This window comes from Paenibacillus aurantius (genome assembly GCF_032268605.1).
GTDB classification, from domain to species: Bacteria; Bacillota; Bacilli; order Paenibacillales; family NBRC-103111; genus Paenibacillus_AO; species Paenibacillus_AO aurantius.
This window is the reverse complement of record NZ_CP130318.1, coordinates 2,092,574-2,114,803: the sequence shown is the minus strand read 5'-3', so window position 1 is coordinate 2,114,803 and position 22,230 is coordinate 2,092,574. Positions and strand designations below refer to the sequence as shown.

At 55.2% G+C, this 22,230-nt stretch carries 17 protein-coding genes; all 17 read right to left on the bottom strand.

Annotated elements, in window-relative coordinates; translation table 11 throughout:
* The 17 genes from MJA45_RS09635 to MJA45_RS09555 all read right to left on the bottom strand — a co-directional run bounded on the left by MJA45_RS09635 (position 1) and on the right by MJA45_RS09555 (position 22,173).
* The gene (locus MJA45_RS09635) at positions 1 to 882 is read right to left on the bottom strand and encodes a dihydrodipicolinate synthase family protein (RefSeq protein ID WP_315607046.1); all 882 of its coding nucleotides are present in this window, start codon (positions 880 to 882) and stop codon (positions 1 to 3) included.
* A 56-nt stretch (positions 883 to 938) separates the two neighbouring features.
* Positions 939 to 1,946, bottom strand: coding sequence for a succinylglutamate desuccinylase/aspartoacylase family protein (locus MJA45_RS09630; protein WP_315607045.1), 1,008 nt, complete (start codon positions 1,944 to 1,946; stop codon positions 939 to 941).
* Positions 1,947 to 1,990: 44 nt separating this feature from the next.
* Positions 1,991 to 2,725: an MBL fold metallo-hydrolase gene (locus tag MJA45_RS09625; protein ID WP_315607044.1), complete on the bottom strand. Its 735-nt coding sequence runs from the start codon at positions 2,723 to 2,725 to the stop codon at positions 1,991 to 1,993.
* On the bottom strand, positions 2,722 to 3,753 hold the full coding sequence (locus MJA45_RS09620; RefSeq protein WP_315607043.1) for a Gfo/Idh/MocA family protein: 1,032 nt from the start codon (positions 3,751 to 3,753) through the stop codon (positions 2,722 to 2,724). The genes MJA45_RS09625 and MJA45_RS09620 overlap by 4 nt, the downstream gene beginning before the upstream one ends.
* Positions 3,754 to 3,773: 20 nt before the next feature.
* The gene (locus MJA45_RS09615) at positions 3,774 to 4,892 is read right to left on the bottom strand and encodes a pyridoxal-phosphate dependent enzyme (protein WP_315607042.1); all 1,119 of its coding nucleotides are present in this window, start codon (positions 4,890 to 4,892) and stop codon (positions 3,774 to 3,776) included.
* A gap of 97 nt (positions 4,893 to 4,989) precedes the next feature.
* The gene (locus MJA45_RS09610; RefSeq protein WP_315607041.1) at positions 4,990 to 5,670 is read right to left on the bottom strand and encodes a FadR/GntR family transcriptional regulator; all 681 of its coding nucleotides are present in this window, start codon (positions 5,668 to 5,670) and stop codon (positions 4,990 to 4,992) included.
* A gap of 65 nt (positions 5,671 to 5,735) precedes the next feature.
* Positions 5,736 to 6,551 carry a carbohydrate ABC transporter permease gene (locus MJA45_RS09605; protein WP_315607040.1) on the bottom strand — a complete coding sequence of 272 codons (816 nt, stop codon included), beginning with the start codon at positions 6,549 to 6,551 and terminating at the stop codon, positions 5,736 to 5,738.
* 22 nt (positions 6,552 to 6,573) lie between these two features.
* Positions 6,574 to 7,449, bottom strand: coding sequence for a carbohydrate ABC transporter permease (locus tag MJA45_RS09600; RefSeq protein ID WP_315607039.1), 876 nt, complete (start codon positions 7,447 to 7,449; stop codon positions 6,574 to 6,576).
* A gap of 77 nt (positions 7,450 to 7,526) precedes the next feature.
* Entirely contained in the window at positions 7,527 to 8,870 is a 1,344-nt protein-coding gene (locus MJA45_RS09595) for an ABC transporter substrate-binding protein (RefSeq protein WP_315607038.1), read from the bottom strand.
* 287 nt (positions 8,871 to 9,157) lie between these two features.
* Positions 9,158 to 9,958, bottom strand: a complete 801-nt coding sequence (locus MJA45_RS09590; RefSeq protein ID WP_315607037.1) for an SDR family NAD(P)-dependent oxidoreductase — start codon at positions 9,956 to 9,958, stop codon at positions 9,158 to 9,160.
* A gap of 85 nt (positions 9,959 to 10,043) precedes the next feature.
* Positions 10,044 to 11,162 (bottom strand): Gfo/Idh/MocA family protein, encoded by a 1,119-nt coding sequence (locus tag MJA45_RS09585; protein ID WP_315607036.1) that lies wholly within the window; start codon positions 11,160 to 11,162, stop codon positions 10,044 to 10,046.
* Between the two features lie 90 nt (positions 11,163 to 11,252).
* Positions 11,253 to 14,912 (bottom strand): discoidin domain-containing protein, encoded by a 3,660-nt coding sequence (locus MJA45_RS09580; protein WP_315607035.1) that lies wholly within the window; start codon positions 14,910 to 14,912, stop codon positions 11,253 to 11,255.
* A gap of 42 nt (positions 14,913 to 14,954) precedes the next feature.
* Entirely contained in the window at positions 14,955 to 16,454 is a 1,500-nt protein-coding gene (locus MJA45_RS09575; RefSeq protein WP_315607034.1) for a glycoside hydrolase family protein, read from the bottom strand.
* A gap of 27 nt (positions 16,455 to 16,481) precedes the next feature.
* Positions 16,482 to 17,345: a carbohydrate ABC transporter permease gene (locus MJA45_RS09570; RefSeq protein ID WP_315607033.1), complete on the bottom strand. Its 864-nt coding sequence runs from the start codon at positions 17,343 to 17,345 to the stop codon at positions 16,482 to 16,484.
* On the bottom strand, positions 17,339 to 18,328 hold the full coding sequence (locus MJA45_RS09565) for an ABC transporter permease (protein ID WP_315607032.1): 990 nt from the start codon (positions 18,326 to 18,328) through the stop codon (positions 17,339 to 17,341). Before MJA45_RS09565 ends, MJA45_RS09570 begins: the two co-directional genes overlap by 7 nt.
* A gap of 65 nt (positions 18,329 to 18,393) precedes the next feature.
* Positions 18,394 to 19,950 (bottom strand): type 2 periplasmic-binding domain-containing protein, encoded by a 1,557-nt coding sequence (locus tag MJA45_RS09560; RefSeq protein ID WP_315607031.1) that lies wholly within the window; start codon positions 19,948 to 19,950, stop codon positions 18,394 to 18,396.
* A gap of 210 nt (positions 19,951 to 20,160) precedes the next feature.
* A complete protein-coding gene (locus MJA45_RS09555) occupies positions 20,161 to 22,173 on the bottom strand; it encodes a helix-turn-helix domain-containing protein (RefSeq protein ID WP_315607030.1) in 2,013 nt (670 codons plus the stop codon).
* Positions 22,174 to 22,230: the final 57 nt, after the last annotated feature.

Sequence of the window (22,230 nt, the reverse complement as noted above, 5' to 3'; positions counted from 1 at the left end):
CTAACGGATCAGGCCGATCGTCTGCAGGCACGCTCGGACCTTATCCTCCTGCTCCGGCGAAAGGGATGGGGTATAGTCCGCGTGAAACCGGCCTTCGAAGCCAAGCCGATTCATCGCCGCCGTAAAGCCCGGGAACACCCCCACCTCCACGAACATATCCCGAAGCTTCAGAATGCGGTCCAGATCGTCGGAGGCCTGCCGGGTGTCTCCCTGCTCCAGGCTTCTGTACATGCTTCCCGCCAAAGCCGTCGTGCAGCTGAACATGCCGTCCAGGTTTTTGCGGATGCCGTAAGCATAAGCGGTATCGAACACATCCAAGCCGCTGAACAGGATGTGAAAATCCGGTTTGATCTCTTCCTTCGCCCGGCTCAGCACGCGGGCGGTCGGCAGGTCTCCCGTCTTGATGCCCCCTATGTTGGGATGCTTCATCAAATCTATCGCCGTGGCCGCCGCGATCTTCGTCTTCGTCACCCCCGGAAGGTCGTACAAATAGACCGGATAAGGCGAAAGGTCGGCGATGTGCGTAAAAAACGCAAGGACTTCCGATTGGGTAAGCGGGAAGTAATAAGGGGTGGTCGCGACCACGCCGTCGATCGGAAGCCCCTCCAGGCTGCGGATTCGATCCGCAACCCGGACCACTGAATTGTCCATTACTCCCACTTGAACGGGGCAAGCCCCCTTCACGGCTTCCACCGCCGTCCGTGCCACCTTCGCATATTCGGAGTCTTTAATATTGGGTTGAATCCCCATGGAACCCATCACTAGCAGCCCGGAAGGGTTCGCGGTCAGCTGATCCTCCACGTGCTTGATCAAGCTGCTGGCCAGAAGCCGGCCCGAGTCGTCAACCGGTGTGCCAAGCGCCGTATAAAATCCGTCTTTCATCGTAATCTTCACTCCTTATCTTCAGCCAAATGATCATGCCTAACCATGAGCGATTGTTACGGCTTCAATGAAGCTAGCAAATATAACGGTTGTCCCCGCTCCACCTTCGGGGTTCCCACCATCATCACAAGGTACCCGTCGGCATAAGCGCGAACCTCCTGCCTCTCGGCGCCCGTTAAGCTGACAATGGCCCCGATCATATCCCCGCAGGTAACCTCAGACCCAAGCGGCACCGCAGGAATAAAAAATCCATCCGTCTCCGAAACAACGGAAGCATCAAAATTGCCGTCCCCATAAATGGTTTTAATGGGAACCGGCTCCTTATCCAGCTTCCAGCGCTCCGGGCCGGTAAGCATGCCCAGGTGGCGCATGAGCCGAAGCGTCCCCGTAAAGAATGCTTCCGAATCCTCCGGGCGGATTCGCTGTCCTCCGTAAGCCTCGGTGTACAGCCAGGGAATGCCTAGAGACTGGGCGGAGGAAATGCTCCGGCCCCCGGCAATGTCGGTGTGCCCCCACAGCAGACCGGTTCCGAAGGCTTCGGCTGCGGCACGGGACCGGCGGCCAAGCTCGGAATCCGCATGATAGTATCCGGCCAAGGTCGCCACGGCATAATGGGTCCCCCCGCTGTGCAGATCCAGCAGGAAATCTGCTCGGGTCAGGAACCGGTGGTGCAGCTCGAACGCCAGCCTTTCCGTCAAGGAACCGTTGGGGTCGCCCGGAAAAGCACGAGCCAAGTTCATCCCGTCCTCCGGGGTGATTCGGGTTCCGCCGCGATAGGCATACGGATTAGCGGCTGGTACCATGATCAGCCTTCCCCGGATATCGTCCGGCGACAATTGGGCGTAGAGACGCAGAATCGTTTCCATTCCTTCGTACTCGTCTCCATGTATGCCTGCGAACACCAGGAGACAAGGGCCTTCGGCCGGTCCCGCCAGCTGAAGAACCGGAAGGGAAAGGGACTCTCCCGAATCGCCCGGGAGCTTCAAAGAAGAAGAAATTTTCTGGCCGGGAAGACAATCCCCCCATACCTCTTCCTCTTGCTTCTGTATGATGGGATCGGTCATGTGCCTGCCTCCCTTTAGTTCATTCGTGTTTCAAGGTTTCCGCCTCACACAATACTAATCGGCGGTTCTCCCCGTTCAAATCGCCGCTGTGCCAGCTGAACCGATTCTTGAGCCTCTTGCAGAACAGCGGGTCCGTGCCCAGGGAACAATTGTCCGACTGAAAGCTTAGCCATATCGGCTATCGTCCTCCGGTATTCCTCAAGCGAGAAGTCATAGGTAGTCAGGACGGCAAGCTTACCTCCCTCGAAAACGGCATCCCCGCCAAAAAGAGCTTGAAGCTCCGGGCAGTAGAAGGCCATCATATCGGCGCTGTGGCCGGGTGCCGCCATGATCTGAAGAGAGAGGCTCCCTACAGGGATAAGGTCGCCCTCTTTCAGAACTCTGTCTATTGTACAAGCCTCAAACCGATACTCCGGAGGATAAACCCCCGCCTTTCTCGCGTCAGGGAGGGAGATCCTCTCCTCGTCCCCGCTTGCCAGGATGTCGGAGGTTAGCGCTCCGGCCAAGATGGCGGCCCCGCAGCGCTCCTTCCAATAGGCGGCTCCTCCGGCATGATCGGCATGGGCATGGGTTAGGATCAGAGCCCGGATCTTCTCGGGCGGAATTCCGTCGGCTATGAGGTTAGCCTCAATGGTTCCGGGATTTATCCCCGACCCCGCATCGATCATGACATACTCGCCGCCCCCGTCGAGAAGGAACACATTGCAGTCGAACGGACTGCTGATCCGGTAGCCCAAGTCCCCTCCGCCCACGACATACACTTGTTCGGTAAGCTTCATGGTCCCGGGACCGGGCCTTCCAGCGGCTCGAGGCGGACCGATTTCCCCAGCTTGGCGGACTCTTGAATGGCCCAGGCTACCTGAACGGCATGCAAGGCATCGAGGGGGCGCAGCAGGTTGGATGGGGTCCCGGTCTTTACACACTCGATGAAGTGTTCCAGCTCGGCCGCCAGCGGACCGCGGGTCTGTCCGTGAAGATCGAACCCGTTATGCAGCGAGAGCCCCTCTGTCTTGGCATTGTCCGTCCTCAGGACGCCATAATCCGGCTCTTGGATGACAAGGGAGCCGTGGGAGGCGGCAATCTCCATCCGGATATCCGCAAATGACGGGGCTCCGTCCGGCAGCAGCCAGTGGTTCTCCAGAATACCGATCCCTCCATGGCGGAAGGTCAGCATCGCCCAGCTGAGGTCGGTGGGAGCGCCGGTATCCTCCGTCCCGTTGGTGCCGATCGCCATCACTTCCCGCACCCGGTCCTCCATATACCAATGCATCAGGTCGATGTCATGAATGCCCAGAATGAAGACCGGATGAATCCGGTTGTAGATCGGAAAAAACCTCTTTCCATTGTTGCGCTTGGCATAGATGGACCGGATCGGACCATAGCGGCCTTCCTCCAGCTCGGATTTCACCGCCGCGTAGCGGGCATCGAATCGCAGCACATGCCCGACCATCAGGTGACGGTCATAAGAAGCCGCTGCGTGAACAAGCCTCATCGCTTCTTCGGGAGTGTGAGCCAACGGCTTCTCAACAAAGACGTGAGCTCCTGCCTGCAGGGAAGCGAGGACCGGCTCGGCATGCAGATGCTCCGGGGTCAGCACATCCACCGCATCGAGCTTCTCCCGGCTCAGCATCTCCTGCCAATCCGTGTAGCTGTTGGCTTCCGGGAACCACTCCTTGAAAGCCTCGAAGCGCTGCGGATCTCTATCGCAAATGGCGGCAACCCGAACATGGGGCAGCTGGCGCCAGATGCGGCCATGCAGGGCGGCAAAGCGGCCCAGCCCGATGAGGCCTATGGAAATCGTGGTCATCCTTTTGTCACTTCCCTCGGTTAAATGTCCAGTCCGTCGGCCGGAAGCAGGGGAACCGGTTTATCGGCGGTCATGGCCGACAGTCTGGCACTGTCTTTAAAGCCGGCCCCGCTGATGACACAGACGACCCGCTGCGAACGGTTCCCCTCCTTCCCCTGCAGAGCTTTCATCATTCCGGCGACGGAAACCGCGCCTGCCGGCTCGCAGAAGATTCCTTCCTCTTCCGCCAGCTGCCGCTGCACTTCCCATATCGCTTCATCTTCCACCGCAAGAGAGGAACCGTCGCCCTTCTTCATAAGCGATAGGGCAACCTTGCCGTCAGGAGGATTCGGCACCTGCAGCCCGGAAATTTGGGAGGTGGAGGCCCCGGGCGCCGGCTGCTCCGCGCCCGCTTCGTAAGCCCTTACAAGGTTCGAGCAGCCGGCCGACTGGACGGCGACCATATGGGGCTTGGCGGAGAGAAGGCCATGCCGGAACAACTCCTCAAAGCCTTTCCATACGCCCACAAAAAGTCCCGCTCCCCCCGCAGCGGTATAGACCTGGGTAGGCACGTTCTGCAGCTGCTCGGCCAGCTCGAAGGAGATGGTTTTGACCCCTTCCATGGCGTAAGGGTTATAGCGGAAAGCGGTAATCATGACCTCCCAATCCTTCAAGCCGGCCGCTTCAAAGATTCTGCTGAATACCGTGTCTCCCACTTCCGGACTTGTTCCGAATCCGGCGACTCTTCGGACCTGGGCGTTGTGGACAAGCACTTGGGCGAGCTTCGTCTGCGCCATATGCTCCAGCACGAACAGATGGTAAGGAAGGCCTGCCCTCGCGGCATAGGCGGCCACGGCGGCTCCGGCATTGCCCGAGGTAGTGCCGATGCAGGCCTTACGGCCATGGGCCAGCGCCCAGGAAATGCCCATGGCGGCGATTCGGTCCTTATAAGAACCTGTAGGGTTGCTTCCTTCATATTTAAAATACAGCTCCCCGAGCCCCAGCCGTTTCTCCAGCGAAACGCTTCGGATAAGAGGAGTTGCCCCTTCCCCCAAATAGACCCGGCGGTTAAGCGGCACAGGGGGCAGAAGCTCCTGGTACTTCCAAATGCCTGATTGCCCTTCGTCCTGCCAGCCTGCGGAGGGGGCATCATAATGCATCAGCAGGACCCCTTCTCCACATACCGGGCAGCTGTACAAAGCCGGATTATCGGTACGGTGCTGACATGTGCTGCATACGGCAAACATTCGATCCCCCCTATTGGTCTATATAACGCCTCAGCGGTCTCAAATGGCGGTCCATTTCCCGCTTGGCCCCCGCCATATCTTTCTCCCGGATCCGCTTGACGATAGTCCGGTGCTCCAGAAGGGACAGCTTCATTCCTTCCATGCTGCCGAAATGCAGCTGCCGGATGTTGATAAAAAAGTCGGTCAGCACTTCCGAGAACTCAAAGTAGGTATGGTTGCCCGTTGCTTTAAACAGGGTCCGGTGGAACTGAAGATCCTCTTCGGAGGGAACCTGCTGCAGAGCGATTTTCCGGTTAAAGGCTTCATTCCATTCTTCCATCTGACTAATCAGGTCCAGGTCGTAATGCTTGATCGCCATCTCTACCGCCCCCAGCTCCAGAATGCGCCGTGTGGCCCACAATTCTTTCATGCGGGTTTCGCTTTGCTTCCAGCGGAAGGACATTTGATCCAGGATCGGCTTCAAGGACAACCCGTCCACGTAGATCCCGTCACCTGTTTTGATTTTGACGATACCGAGCAGCTCCAGGGATTTAAGGGCTTCTCTTACCACGGTGCGGCTTACCTCAAGGGATTCGACCAGCTGTTTCTCCGAAGGGAGCTTATCTCCTTCTTTCAGTTCCCGGTCCAGAATAAAGCTTTTGATTCGTTCGGTTACCAGGTGGGAAAGGTTTACTTTTTCCGGTTTATCCACTGTCTTTCCCTCTCTCTATTCGTCCTTGGAATGGAAACGACTTTCCGCCGCCCTCCTGGAAAACATCAGCCCTTTACGCCTCCCACGGTAATTCCCCTCACAAAGTATTTTTGGAACATCAGGAACATGGCCAGAACAGGGATAAACCCGAGGGTCGCCCCCGCCATCTGCATCCCGTAATTGGCATTGAACTCGCTGATCAAGGTCGAGATGCCGACATTGATCGTCATCTTGTGGGTGTCGCTCAGCATAACCAGCTGCCAGAGATAATCGTTCCAGGAGAAGGAGAAAATGAAGATCGCCAGCGCCCCGATGCCCGGCTGCACGTAGGGAAGGAAAATTCTTGTAAACAATCCGATTTCGGAACAGCCGTCCATCCGCCCGGCTTCCAGAAGCTCGTTCGGGACGGTAAGGCTGAACTGCCTCATCAGAAACACCCCGAAGGGAAGCGCGAGTGTTGGCAGAATGACGCTTGCCAAATGATTAACGAGATGCAGGTCTCTCATCAGAATGAACATGGGCACCAGCCCGAGCTGCCGGGGAACCATCATGGTTGCGATAATCGCCCCAAAGATAAGGCCTCTTCCGGCAAACCGCTTCTTGGTCAAGGCGTAGCCGGCCATCGTGGCGATCAGGCAGGTAAAGACTGTCGCGAGACCGGCCACCAGCACGCTGTTGATCAGCCAATCGAAGACGGCGCTGCTCTTCATCAGAGACTTGTAGTTCGTTAAGACCGGCTGATACGGGATTAACTCCGGCGGCATTTTGATGGTAATCGACTGGCTCTTGAACGAGCCGGTTATCATCCAATACAGCGGAAATAAGAAAAAGATAGCCAATGCGTAAAGAAGGAGGTCGGAACCCCATTTCGCCAGTCTCATCTGATCTGTTCCTCCCCCTTCCTCAGTATTCAACGTCCGTTTTCAGAACCCGGAACTGAATGATGGAAATGATGAAAATCATAGAAGCCAGAATGACTCCCATGGCACATGCCAATCCCAGTTTCCCAAACTGGAACGCCGTCTGGTAGAGAAGGTACATGACCGTTGTCGTTCCGTAGCTTGGCCCCCCGCCCGTCAGCAGCTGAACGGCTACAAACGTCTGAAATGCCCCTATCGTGCTTGTAATAACGACATAGAGAACGGTCGGCTTCAGCAGCGGAAGGGTAATCCGCCAAAATTGGGTCCACACCGAAGCCCCGTCAATGGACGCCGCCTCATAATAAGAGGGAGGAATGTTCCCTAGTGCCGCGAGGAACAGAATGATCGGCTGCCCGACACTCCATGTCACCACCACGATCATGACGGAGACCAAGGCGGTTGCCGCCGACCCGGACAGCCAAGTCACCGGTCCCAGATTCAGCAGGGACAGCAGGTAGTTCGCAATCCCGTTCACGGGGTTGTAGATCCACAGCCATGTGGTCGACAGAATAACCTGGGAGGCGATAATCGGCAGGTAGAAGCTTGCCCGGAAGAAGGAGGCGGCGGCCGCCGATTTATGGATAATCAGACTGGCGGCAAGGATCGAGAACATCAACGTAACGGGAACCACCCCTGCCACATACAGGAAGGTGTTGAGCAGCGCCCGGCGGAATACCTCGTCCTTGAAAAGGGATACATAATTAGCCATCCCCACCCATTCTTTGTTCCCGAGACCGTAATCGAAAAGACTCAAATAAAGGGCATCCACAAACGGATAGATTTCGAATAAGAGAAACACAAGCAGAAACGGGGCGATGAAAAAATATCCCCAATAATCCTTCGCCAGCCGGCTCGTCATGGACGGCTGCCCCCTCTCTCCCCAACATTCTAGGAAGAAGGCTGCCTTGGTTAACCGGCAGCCCCTTCCGTCAAGCCTTATTTCGATGCGTTCTTGACTATTTCATTCGCCTTGGTTACCCACGCATCCAGCGCCTGCTGAGGGGTTTTCTTGCGCGTGAACGCCGCCTGAAGCTCCGGCGTGAAAGCAGCCCGAGTTTCGGAATAACCGGGAATTGCCACCCCGATGTTCCCCGCGTATTGGAACAGCTTCAAGGTCTTGCCTTGAGCGGAGTTGGCATCGTAGCTTCCCGCCAGGGATTTGAGCGGAACGATAATCGAAGGAAGCTTAGTCAGCTTGGACATGTTCTCCTTCGTGTTGACGAATTTGACGAATTCCTTGGACCATTTGATTTTGGCTTCGTTCTTCGTGTTCCACACCCAATAGCTGGAGCCGAAAAGCACCGTGTTCGAGGATTTTCCGTCTTTGCTTGGATAAGGAACCAGATCGACATCGAATTTTTTGGCGCTGCCTTCGTTCCATGCCTTGTTAAAGGCCGAGAAATTCCCGATGCTGCCGAACGTCATGGCGACCTTGCCCTGAAGGAACATCTCGTTGATGACCTGACCGGCCTTCAGTCCCGCCGTTCCGGGAGGGGTTAAGCCTTCTTCCACCATCTTGATCAGATACTCCAGCCCTTCCGCTCCTTGCGGAGAGTTCAGCACAGCCGTCATGTTGTCGTCGGCCCACGTTTTGGCCCCGAACCCCCACAGAAACATGTGATGGCCCTGGTCGCCTCCGATATCTCCGGCATAGGTACCGAAGCCATAAATTTGCTTGGAGGGCTCGTTGACCGCCTTGGCGGCTTCTTTAAACTGGTCGTAGGTCCAGGTTCCCATGTCTTTCGGGAGCAAATTTTCGGCGTTTTTGGCCTTGAACAAATCCCGGTTGACCATCATGGCCGAGGCGGTGAAGTTGAAGGGATACATATAGCTCTTCTTATCCACGGCGAGCGAGTTAAGGACGCCCGGATCAAAGTCATTCTTCTGAATGATCTCGTCCAGCGGGACGAGCAGGCCTTTTTTGGCGTAAGTCAATGGCCAGCCAATGCTGCCCTCTTGAATGTCGGGGAGAGCGTTCGTGTTGACCGCGATGCTGATCCGCTCCTGGATTTTGTCATCCGGCTGGGCCACGATGTTGATTTTGACATTAGGATTGGCTTTCTCGAAGTCCGCTTTGTACTGTTTGTAGATGTCCTGCATATCCGCGTTGCTGTCCGTCCACCAGGTGAGTTCCACATTTTCGGCCTTAGGCGATGACGCAGCCGAACTGCCCGGAGCGCTTGAGCTGCCTGCGCCCGAACCGTTCGACTGACTGGAACAAGCCGTTACCATCCCCGCAATCAATACCATGGACATCCCGAGAAACATTTTCCGCTTCATACCCATGAGCCTCCCCTTTATATAACCATTTTGCCGAACTCCTGATGACTGGATCTTATGTATCAGATGAGTTGCCCGGACTTCCTATGAAGAAAGAAACGACCGGTCTGTTCATCATTAGGCACATCCTCCATTACTCCAACCAGAGAAAAATTATAAGTTTACCCTCTTAAATATATAATGGTTAGACCAGATTACCGATTTATTCTCATCCTATCGGCTCCTCCACCAATTGTCAACGAAAACCTCGATATCCGCTTCAAGAACCCGAGGTTCGCCTGCTCCCTTTACCAGTTGCTCCATCCGCCATCCAGCACGAGATTATGGCCGGTCACATACTTGGAAGCGTCGGAAGCAAGGTACACGACGGCGCCCTTAATATCGTCGTTCTCCGCCATCCGGCCAAGCGGCGTGCGTTCTATGTACTGCTTGAGAAAAGGCTCGGAACGGATTTCCTTCTCCGTGCCGACCGGATTGTAACCGCCGGGACTGATGCAGTTGACACGGATGTTGTCCTTCCCGTAGAAGTTGGCGAGCCATTTGGTCATCCCCACCAGTCCCCATTTGGCGTAGGTGTATTCTATTCCGCTGGTCATGTCGGTTCCGGCATAAACAGGAAAATGAGGACCCAAAATTCCCTGAATGGAAGAAATGTTAATGATATTCCCCTTGTTCCTCCGACGCATCATCGGGATGATGGCTTTGTTAAGAAGCATAACGCCAAGTCCGTTCACTTGCTGGGCCTGCTGCCAGCCTTCGGGTGTCGTCTTCTCCAAATCATTCAGTCCCGTCCGCGAAACGGAATTGTTGACAAGAATGTCCACCCCGCCGTATTCCTTCTCCATAATGGCGGCAAATGCGGCAATGCTTCCTTCGTCCGACAGGTCCAGCTCCATTCCTTTTGCTTCAAAGCCTCTCTCCTGAAACAAACGGGCTTGGCGCTCACAATTCTCCCGGCTGCGGGAAGCCAAAATAACCGTTGCCGCAGCCTCGCATAAAGCCTCCGCAATATGGGCCCCATACAAGCCGGAGCCGCCCGTCACAACGGCTACTTGCCCGTCCAGCTTAAACATATCCATCACGTTCATATCTCGGTCGGCCCCCTCTCGATATTATGGTCATACCATTATATACATTTATAACGCAGCCTGGGCTTCTTGTAAATGATTTTCCTTAAGGAAGATCTTTCAGCACGGAGTCCAGCCTGACGATTTGCTGCCGGTCTCTGGCTTGAAGAGCAGCCGAAGCCGCCGCTACGGAACGAAGGGCCGCTGTTCCGTCGAACAGAAGCTTTTTATCCTCCTGCATAGGCTTCCCTTGAATGGCGCGGCAAAAGGCTTGCATCTCCCTCCGCATGGGTGTGCGCAGAAATGCCGGGGGACGCTTCTGCGGATCCCCATAAATCACGCCGCCATCCAGCATCCGATACAAGCGGACCCGCTCCGCATCCTCGTCCGGATCCCCGTGCAGCCCGATAACCGCTTGGGTCACGCCACCCGCCCGCCATTCGACGACCGAATTCCGGAAGTCTATCTTGATCGCTCCTTCGGAGCCGTTGATCTTGATATAATGCTCCCCCCATTGAAAGCCCGAGCCGTACTGCAGCGTGCCGAAGCCCCCTCCGGCAAAGGACAGGCTGACAAGCAGCACATCGTCTTCATCGCCAAATCCCTCGCCGGTATGCGCCAAATTCCCCGCCATCATTCCCACGGAGGAAACGGTCCCCATCAGCGCCACCACGAGATCCAGCTCATGAATATGATGAAACAGGTGCCCTCCCGCTTCGTCCTGCCTCTTCTTCCAGCTCACCCCTTCCTGCTTCTGCTCCCAGCCCGTCCGCTCCGCATGACAGACGAGGGGCCGGCCTATGGCACCCGAGCGGATCCAGCTCTTGACTTGTTCGATTCCACGGAAAAAATGAAGAATATGGCCGACCATCAGCTGGACCTTGGCCTCCCGGCAAGCCAGCACCATCTCACGGGCATCCTCCAGGCTCAAGGCGGCCGGCTTCTCGCAGAAGACATGCTTGCCGTGATGCGCGGCCGCCAGAACGGCTTCCTTGTGCCGATGATTCGGACTGGCCACCACGACAGCGTGAACGTCGCTCCGGCTGACCAGCTTCTCCAGCCCCTCCTCCAGCTCGCAGCCAACCTGTTCCGCCACTTCCCTGGCGCTTGGTCCGCTCCCTCCCAGAACGGCTGTTACCTTAGCCTCCTCCATTTCCTGAAGAATTCTCGCGAACTCCCCGCCAAAAAAGCCGCAGCCGACCACTCCGAAGCCGATTTTCTCCATAATCCTTTCTTCCTTTCGGGGTAAGATTCTTCTTTCCTTGTGCCAGCTGCGGCAAGAACCGAAGGCTCCGCCTCCGGTTCTGCCGCTTTCTTACGCAGGGTTGTCAGGCCCCGTGCCATTCTGCTGGTTGGTCAAGGCCAAAGCCATTACTGCTAACGCCTCCGCCTGCTCGTCGGAAAGCTTCTTGCCCTTCTGGGCGGAAACCTCATGCAGGAAGGCATCCGTCTGGCCATGTTCCAGCTTTCCGATCAGCGAATTGGCCACTCCGCCGTTCAAGCCTTCTCCCGCCCACTGCTTAAGCAAGCGGATCATACTTGGCACACTCACCTGAATCTCATATTCGGCAGCCTCTACTACACGATGCCCCGCCTCATCCACGGCCGACGCCTCTACCTGATGGATACCGATTCCTAAGCGGTAAGCCGGGGAATCGACCAGCGGAGAAGAGCAAGAGCTGTACACTACCCCCGAGACGGTGTCCCCGGCTTTGCAAGCGATTCGCACCTGCTGGTCGACGGTATAGATGGTTGCACCGGTTATTTGAATGTCCGGCGGCGTCTTATCCAACGGAATGTCCGCCGTTTGGACGGCCTCCGCATTTCCCGCTCCATCCTTAGAGCGGTACAGAAGGGTATGCCGGCCCTCCTCCGTTATCCGAATAGGAGCAGAATAGATGGACCACGACCGGCCTTCGTCCAGACTGTACTCGGTATGATCCACACCGGAGAACTCATCGGCTGCCGACAGGGTGACCGTTACGTCATCCGTATACCAGGAAGTCTGCTTCGGGCCTTGCACTCCCGCCTGCGTCACCGGAGGAGTGGAATCGGGCTTAAAGCCATAGCTGAAGAGCTCCGCATTCTCCAAGTAGAATTTTACTTTTACCGGTTTGCCGGCTAACGAAGCCAATGCGCCCTCCTGTCCGGCAAAGCGGACCGTGCCCGAGAAGGTGTCTCCGGTTACCGCCTCGGAAAGGGGAACGAGCACCCGGTTCTCCTCATCCAGAATCTCGGCTTTAACGCTGCCGCCTGCCCCAGTCCTGGCATTGACAACCAAGGTGTTGCCCTCAAACAGGACCGGCTTGGTTGTCACGGTACCGCTTGCCGGCGTATGGACCGAAACAAACCGGTCCTTCTGCCATTTGGCCAAGCCGATCTCCCATGTATAAACGCCAGCCGGATTCGTATCCGGGTCATATCTCCAAGCGCTGTTGTAGATGGCATCGGCCGCATGGGTGGTGTTGCTTCCGTTGTAGTACATCCACACTTCATTCCCGACATCCAAGGCATGCATGGCCGTATACATCCAGCCGCTGTCCCAGTCGGAAACGGCTGCATTGTCCCGGGGAAGCGGGTTGGGCAGGTCCGGATGGATCCGGGCGGTTCCGGTTGGGAGGACCGGTTCGCGGAAATCCCGCTGCCACGTGTGCTGGTCTCTTGAGAAAGCCAGCTGAACCTCGCTTACTCCGTCATCATCCCCTTTCTGCGGATTCTTGTTATTAATGTAATGAACGAGCGGGAATCCGATCATGCCGCTTTCATGAGGATAGAAAGCCGTGGCATAGATGTCGGCGCGCTGGAATCCCCGGTCAAGGGGCGTCTCAAACAGCGGCTTGGCACGGTCATACCGCTCCGCAATCGAAGCAAAGTTGTTGTCTATTGCGTCCGCTTCCAGGCTCTTGATAGTCGGAGTCCACTGTTCGAAATCCGGGGACGTGGAGGTATGGAAAATGCGGCGCAGCCGATTGCTGAAGCCCGGATCGGATTCATTGCTCTTGGTCATCATCACATATTCCTGACGAAACCGGTCCCAAACCGTAATGGCAAAATCGTAGCCAAGCACGGCCTTCTGGTTCTTGTACGTCCACTCGATCCCGTTAGGAGAGACCAGCGTGCTTGTGTAGTACTGGCCTACCGAGCTGGCAAAGTTAAACATGGCCATCTTGTACCGCTCGGCAGCCGGGGCGTCCGGATCCTTACGAACGCTGGCGGAATAGGCCGAGAATGGAGTTCCGTTAACCGTTAGCTTATAATCCGGACTGCGTTCCCAATGCAGGCCGTCGGGGCTTTTGGCATAATAGCTGGAGATCGAGTTATTATTGGTATTCTGAACCATATACCACATCTCAAATTTCGTGTCGGTTTCGCCTGCGTTGTAGATTACATCCCCACCCATAATATACCGCCATTCATCTCCGGGCCCGACTTCGATGATCGGATCGGGGGATTTTTGACCCGCTATCACTTGCAAGGACACCTGGTTCGTGGACTCCACCAGATCACGGCTCACGAACAGCTGCGTAGCGGAGCCGATGGGATAGGGAGTCTCCAGGCGGGTGGGATCGGCAGGCCCGGGCTGGTTCGCCGCAGGCGGGGCGTAAACCCGAATCTGCGACCGGGCGGCACCGGACAGGACAAAGGAGGAGTCGCTGTCACGGTAATTTGTATGGATTTTCAAATACCTGGCGGTTAAGGGCTGTTCGAATCCGATGGTATAGACGAGACGGTTATCGATCAACGTTTGGCTCCATTGTATCTGTTCGCTTGGTATTAAGGTATAGCGGCTGTCGTCCGAACTGGTGTAGACCGAATAGCTTGTCTTGTCGCCCCGGGCGGCAGAGTTCGAGTCCGTCAAAGTAACGGCACCGATGGTCTTGATGCTCCCCATGTCCATTCCGAGGCTGCGTCCGTTGTAATCGAGGGCGAGGTCGGCCGAATGGCCCCAATTCCGCATGGGGCTGCTTTCCGGGCTGGCGTCCTCATCCAAGTAACCGATCCGGGTAAAGCCCAGCTGGCCTCCCAGCTCGGAGCCTGGCCCGTACGCCTTAACGTCGCGCTGGAGATTCGTTAGCTGCCACTTCCAGGACGAATCGGAATAGAGGGAATTTACTTTGAAGAATTGAGCTTTCACGGGAGGAAAGGTAAACCGGTGAAGAGTGCGCCCCTGCTCCATCCGGCTGTCGAAACGGACGCCGCTCATCTCCACCGGGGTCCATGCGGCATTATCGTCACTGTAATAGAGCTTATAATCGGCCAGAGTCCCGCGGGAATCGGTATTGCTGTCGGCGAGCTCCAGCTGCGAGACACGGGTCGGAGAGCCTAGATTAATCCCGACGCTCCTGTTCTGGTAATCCATCGCCGCCGTACCCTTATACGCCCAGCTGCCTACCGCCTTGGTCCCATCGGGATCGTTGTTGACGTATCCCATGGTTGCGGCCTGAATCCTCGTGGCTGGCCCTGCGGGATGGCCCGGGGTAAAGTGCACGCTCATCACAGCCTGCAGGCTGCTCTGGGTCAGGGGATCCCGGGAGCCCGGAGCAAACCGGCCATGTACCTTCACATACCGGCCGGTTTCGTGGAAGCCGTCGAGAAGAATAAGGCTGCCTTCCTTGTGAAACGTCCAGCCGGTGACAAGGCGGTAGCTGTTCTCCGTTCCATTGTTGGTATCGCTCACATAAACGGTTAGCTCCGCTTCGGTTAAGGCATTCCATTCCTTGCTGTCCGTGAGACGGATTTCGTTAAAGGGACGGGTCGTGCCGAGATCCACCCCGATGCTCATGGTCATGGCGCCAAAGGAAGCGGCACCGGTATTTCCAAATTGGGCCAGGGCCCCCTGGGTGGGATTCGCGTCCGGTTCCAGATAACCAACATTTCCGGGAATAGAAGATGCGCGGGTAATCGTCAACCCTCCGAAGGGCTGCAGCATAATCATGAGAACCCCTATGATCAGAACGGCCTTGTACTTATTCAAATTTCCACTCCCCTTCCTCATCCTCATAGCCCCTCGCTACCCTTAAAAAACAACGGAATACAAATGACAATCCTGCAGGGTCAGATGGAGCTTGACGTTACGTCCAGCCCGCTCCGCCCCCGGCAGGGAGCTCCAAGAAAGCTCCAATCGCGTTCCGTCATGGCCGGAAAGGTGGCAGGCTTCCCCTCCTTCTAACGGATTGCCCGCTTCGTCGGTCAATGAGGCCGACAGCGTTCCCGCCCGGCAGTCTGCATTAACAAAAAGCTTCTCCCCTAGAGGAAACGGCTTGGTAATCACCAAGCCGGGCTTCCCCTTCCGGCCGGTTAGGGAGACGAACCCGTCCTCCCGCAGAGTGGCCAGACCCATTCCCCGGATAAACAGGGCCTGCTCCGTTTGCTGGCGTTTCTCCACCCTTGCCGCCAGCTCCTCGTATAAGGCTTGAATCACCTCCTTCTCGTACACCTTCCGTTGGCCTAGCTTGGCCTCCCACTGCCGCTGGGCGGATAACCGCCCAAGGAAGTCCCTTTCGTTCTCGAACCAGGCGATCCAGTTATGCGGACGGTTCATCGCCTGATAGTAGAAATAGATCCGGTCGCCGACCGGAACGGGCTCTTGCACGGAAAACAGGAAGCCGCTGTCCCAATCGCCCTCATCCCCCAAAGGGAGAAAGCTCTCCGGCTTATAGCCGGCGTAGCGCTTATCCCAATGGACGCCATTCTTACTGAACAGAAAGACCGTATCCCCCACCTGGGACTCGGTATAATACGCATTGAGCAGCCCCACATAGTAATCCTCATAGGCACTTACCGAAAAAAAATAATGCTGCAAATCGACCGGGTCGGCCCCGTCCACCGTAATAATTTGTCCGTGCTCCGTCCAGTCCCGGAAATTCCCGCTCGTTCGAAGCCCCACTACTCTCCGGATGGCGGGAGCGTTGTCATGGGCCGTATACGGGGAAGCTCCCTTCGTCAGCAGCTGAATGTGATAGACGTTGTACCGTCCGTTCTTCTTATCCACCATCACATTAAAGGCGTCATGGCCGCGGAAAACGAAATCTCCTCCATTCATCCGCGTCCAATGAATTCCGTCCGGGGAAGCCGCCGCTCCCACGCCGTGGAAGCCGGTTTCCGGCGACCGGTCGAAGTAGAGCATTTGGTATCGCTTGTCCGGATCGGGCTCCTGTTCGTCCCGTACGATCCGCTGGATGTTGAAATTCACATGCGGAACCCCGGGGCAGCCGGATTTCATGACGACATTGGGAAAAGTCGTGTCATCATAAACTCCCCATTCCGGCGCTTCCCACGTTATTCCGTCCTTCGAGGTGTAACAGAGCAGAACCGGTTCCTTGGCAGCGTTCGTGCTGGCATACCACATCTGAAACAGCCGGTTCTGAGCGTTGTACATGACCGTCTGGGGCCCTCCATGGAAGGCGTTTCCGGCCATCAGCGGATTGGCCCGGCATTTCTCCGGACGGTGCGGGACGAACATCACCTCCGACCGGTGCTCGATAGAAGTGTCGTCCCAAAAAAGCAGCTTTCCCATGCAAGCTCCCTCTCCTTTGTTCAGGTGCTACCCTTTGATCGAACCGACGGTAATGCCTTTGACAAAATACTTTTGCAGGAAAGGATACACCAGCATAATGGGCAGCGTGGTCAGGATGATGGCAGCCGAGCGGACGCTGTCCTTCGACAGGACCATCAGCAGGTCCTGGGAGCCGCCTCCTTGACTTGGATCAAAGGAGGTCAACAGCGTCTTCACCAGCATTTGCAAAGGCCATTTGTCCGGGTCATTCAAATAAATGGATGCCGGCACCCAGCTGTTCCAGAAGCCGACCGCATAAAACAAACCGATCGTAGCGAGGGCGGGAAGCGACATCGGGATCGCGATCCTTCCGAGAATCGTTACATCGTTCGCCCCATCCAGATAAGCGGATTCCTCCACTTCGCGGGGGAGCTCCATAAAAAAATTTCGAAGCAGGAACATGTTCCATACGCTCAGAAAGGAAGGTACCATTAAAGCCCACAGGGAATTTTTCAGCCCCAGCCCTACCACGAGCAGGTAGGACGGAATGAGACCCCCGCTGAAAAACATGGTGGCCATGACGAATAGAGTGATGGCATGGCGGTACGGCAAGTATTTTTTGGATAGAGCGTATGCCATCCCTCCGGTTACCAGCAGACAAAGCCCCGTCCCTACCGTGGTGACGAACACCGAGTTGGCAAAGGCCCGATAAAGAAAGGTATTGTCCACCAGCAAATATTTATAGGCATAGAAGGTTATATGCTTGGGGATCAAGGTAACCCCGTGTTTCAGCACATCCTCATTGGACATGAGCGATTGGCTGACGACGAACAGGAAGGGCACGATGATGCTGCAGCAGAACAGAAGCATCAGAGCGCTATTGGCGTAATCAAAGGCATTCTTCCTTACCATATGCCCTCCTTCCCCAACCTCTTCACGATGTAGTTGGTGACAAGCAGGAACACCAGACCGACGACGTTCTTAAACAATCCGACGGCCTGTGCGTACGAATACTTGTTGTTAATCAGGCCTTCCCGGTAAACATACGTATCGATAATATCGCCGACGCTGTAAACGTTCGGAGAATAAAGCAGCAGCACCTGCTCGAAGCCCGCATTCAGAATGCCGGCGACCGCAAAGATAAAGATAATGGATAGGATGTTGGCCATCCCCGGAAGGCTGATATAAAGCATTTGCTGGAACCGGCCGGCCCCGTCCATCTTAGCGCTTTCGTATTGGGCCGGATCGATCCCCGCAAGAGCGGCCAAATAGATGATGCTCCCCCAGCCGACTCCGGCCCATACTTCGCTTCCAACCAGGAGGGGACGGAAAAAATCCGGACTCGCGAGCAGGTTGGTTTGCGGACCGCCCAGGTTCATGATAATTTTGCTGACCATCCCGGTTGTCGGGGACAGCAGGGTCAGGATCAAGCCGGAAAGGATAACCCATGACAGGAAATGCGGCAAATAAGTAATGGTCTGAACCACTTTTTTGAAGCGGGCATGCCGGATTTCATTCAGGAGCAGAGCCAGGATAACGGGGGCGGGAAACCCGAACAGAATTTTGTAGCTGCTGATCAGGAGCGTATTGCCGATAATTCTTCCGAAATAATACGACTGGAAGAAGGCGCGAAAATGGTCCAGACCCACCCATTGGGGATCCTGGAAGATGGAGCTCACCCCGGCGTAAGGGCTGAAATTCTGAAAGGCGATGACGATTCCATACATCGGAATATAGTGAAAGATCACGACATGCAGCAGCCCTGGCAGCAGCAGGAGGTAAAGGAATTTATACCTCCAGAGAGGGAACATCCCCCCTTTTCGTTTGACGGCCGCCCCGTGAGGAGCCGAATGGAAAACACTCTTATCGGCAGGCGCGGCTGGAGACCCCTTCAAGGCGCTTCCTCCTTCCTACAAGGAGCGTCCTGCCCTCCGTAAAGGGAAAGCAGAACGCGGACCCTTTATTTGCTTTGCTCCGCATAGTCGGCATTCCGGTCCTCAATCATTTGCTGGCCCCCCATTTCGAGCCATTTCTTCATGATCTTCTCCCAGTCGTTGACGGGAACTTCCCCTGTAAAGACCTTTACTTTTTGTTCGTCCAAATAGGTCTTCATATCGTTCAGCCGGGAAGAGGACTTCCATTTCGTTTGATCGTAGAACACGGTCTTGTCGATGGAGTCAAACCGCGGAAGGCTTTCGACCTGCTGCTTCTTCAGGTTGTACTGCTCGCCGACCCAGGTCTTGATCGGCCAAGCCGGCTTCCCTTCCCAAACGATGCCGACCCACGAATATTTCGCATAATACTTGGCCTTGTTGATATCCGTTTTATCGTCGGAAATGAATTCGATCATGCCGTCGGGAAGCATATTGTAGTTCTCCCCGGCCACCCCGTAAGTGCCCAGCAGCCATCCGTCATAGGTTCCTTCGAAATTGAACAGCTTCATCACTTCTTCCGGATGCTTGCTCTTCTTGAAAATCACCATAACGGTTCCGGCATAAGAGGTTGTCTCCAGCTTGTTGATCCCCTTGCCCTCCAGCATGATCGGCTGGTATTCCGCGTCGGGAACCGTTTTGCGCAGGACGTCATGGGCATTCACAATGGTGGAGGAGAACCAGCCGGCGACAGTCCCCGCTTTGTTCTGGGCGATGACCTCCTGCTGCTTGGCCATGTTGGAGAGCAGCATGTCGGGCCAAATGTACCCTTTCTTGTTCCATTCCACGAATTTGGCCATCATCGCCGAATAACCGGGATGGAGCTCGGCCGGCTTAAGCTTGCCGTCGCTGTCCTTCCACCAGGCCATAGCTTGAGGCAAGAAATTCGGGCTGAAGATCGTCTCCAGCTTGCCGAAGTTGCCCCATCCGGTCGTGAGCGGATAGGTATCGTTCTTGCCGTTACGGTCGGGGTCCCCATTCTTGAAGGCATCCATGACCTTCTCGAAGTCTTCTATGCTTTTGGGAACGGAAAGCCCGAGGTTCTTCAGCCAGTCCGTGCGGATTTGCAGCGCGTCCGGCGTAATAACGGGAGCTTCCCGGGGAATCCCGAGAATTTTGCCTTGGAAGGTAACCTGCTTGAAGGCTTGCGGCTTCACATTCTTCTTGAGATTCGGCCCGTAAGTATTCAGCAGGTCGTCTACGGCGATGATGGCATTGTTCTTATATAAGTTGATGGCGTCGGCAACGGAAACTTCGGCAAAATCCAGCTGCTCGTCAGACGAAAGCATCAGGTTCCGTTTGCTCGCGAACTGATCGCTCGGGGTAAAGATTACCTCCACGTCCGCTCCCGTTTTTTCTTGGATGAGATCATGCACATGCTTCTCCTCGGGTGATCCTTTGCGGTCATACGATGGATTGTAGGACAACGCTACAATTTTGGCCGCCTTCTTCGGGGCGGCCGTGCCGGCCGCCGCCACCTCCTTGTCCTGGGGTGCTCCAGAGCTGCATGCTGTAAGCATGACAGCAAGTGACACGGCTGAAAGAAACCACGCCTTCGACCGCCCCTTTCCGCTGCTTCGACCCATCCTTCCCATTCCTCCTTTGGGTTATTTCCTGGACTCGTTCGGCTTTAGCTTGGTGTTACGGTCATCATGGTCGATCAACCGGCTGGTTTCAATCCCAAAATATTCAGATGGCTTGAAATTAAAAGGAAGAGGCCTATGGTTACAACGATCCGAATATCGTTACAATCCCCCCAGACCGCGATAAAAGCCCATGAGCCAAGGGTTCATCGCTTACGGCTGCCGGTTGTGGATGAGCTGGCGGTACTCCGATGGGGTAATACCGGTGTATTGCTTGAAAACCTTCGCAAAATAACTGTTGCTGTTGAAACCGGCCAGGGTACCAACGTCGGATATTCTAGCGGCCGAATCGGCCAGATGCTGCTTGGCTTTCTCTATACGGTATTCGTTTATATATTCGACGGGCGTCCGATTGTAAAACTGCTTGAACAGGGCAATGAGGTGCTGCTTGGTTACGCCGGCTGCTTCCGCCAACTCATCCAAGGAAAAGTTGACCCGATACTTCGAAGCAATAAAGGCTTCAATTTTGTGGAAATAGTTTTTGGTATCCCCGTCGTATTCCTTCTGGAAGGTTTGAAATTTGGAGAGGAAAAATTGCTTCACTCCCGTGATGTTCATGATTCCCCGCTCCGTGATCAACCGGTTCAGCTCCTGAAGGAAGGATAAGCTTTCTTGTCCGTACAGGCGAAGGAGCAGGGAAACGGTCAAATAAAAATTATGATTGTATTCCACGACCGTAAGCTTATCCGAGAACAGAACATCCAACGCTTCGGAATAAGCTTTCTCGTTATGCTGCCGTATCGCCAGCTCCATCTCTTCTACAGCGGGAATGGCCAGATTCCGGGTTTCATAGTCCATTGGCAGCTTGCTGAAGCAGTAGACATCCGTATCCGAATAGATCCGCCCGATGTTACAGGCATACATCGCTTCCGTGTACGAATTATGAATATCGAGCAGGGAATGAACGCCTCCTACGCAGATCATCAGCTGCTCCATCCAGTCGCCGTCCAGTTCAAGCATCAGCTCCGTCAGAAACCGGTTAATATCCGGATCGGAAAGCTGAACAAGCGAGATCATTTCCCGCTCCTCCCGAAAGAAGTCTGCGCGGAACATTTTCGGCAGGCGATCCTCCACCATCTCCAAGATGGAGGAATGGTCCGGAACCGCCTCCTCCTCGTGCTTAATCATGAATACCACTACAACCAAATAAGAGGAATAAGCCGGAAGAAATCGTTCGAGATCGGCACTCCGGGGCTGCGGGTCTTTGATTAACCGGTACAGCATGGTTTTCTTCCATTTCGCCTCGTTCTCCTCGGCACGCTGGGCGATATAGCGAAACGGTTTATAAAGATACCTTAGGCCCATTACAATAAGAAGGAGGAGTAAAACCGAGGCGGCAAAAGCGATCGTAACCATTCTTCCGCGGAGGACGGTTACATCGCGGTAGAGAAGACGGCTGTTCACTTCACTCACAAGCTTCCAGTTCATCGAGTCCAGCTGGTAAGTGTTGATCTTTCGGTCGGGCTTGCTTGATTCGAGCCCCGAGAAGGTTTGGCCGACGAGCGCCAGATTGGGATGATAAAGAACGGTCCCTTCCGCATTCGTCAAATAATAATCGTAAAGCTCCGGGTCCACGTTCAGCTGTTTCAGAAAGTCATAATAGATTTTTTCGATGTCGAGGTGAAGGATCAGGCTGTTGCGATCCTCCGTCACGACCGGGAGCTTGCCGATTATATCCACGGTATAGTGCCCGTCATCTGTCTTGGTATCCGTCGTCTTTACTTCATAAAAGGACATACGGGAGACAACCGCTTCCATTTCGGGATCAGGACGATACCTCATATTCCGGTCAATGCCGTAACTGGGAATGAGCATGTACTTCTGATTTTCGTTGTATAGGGTTACTTCTTTGATGTAAGGGTTAGCAAACTGCTTTTCCGTCAGCAGCTGAAGCGCTTTCCATTTGCCGCTCTCGGTTTGAGTGCTGGCAAAGGCTTTCTCCGTCATGATCGAATTGGCCAGCTCCCTTACCTGGCGGAGACTGTTATTCATCAGCACTCCGGTACGGGTAAGCTCGTTTTGATTTTTGGAATTAACCATCTCCATCGCTTTCGTAATGACAAGGTTGATGTTGTACGAACTGAACAGCAGCAACGGCAGACTGGAGACCATCACCATAACCAGCAACGCTTTTACAAGGAAAGTATACTTATCTTGTGACGTCATCCGTTTCGCCTCCTCTTTCAACAGCTGCCGACTGACCGTCCCTATTATTCGCAGCGG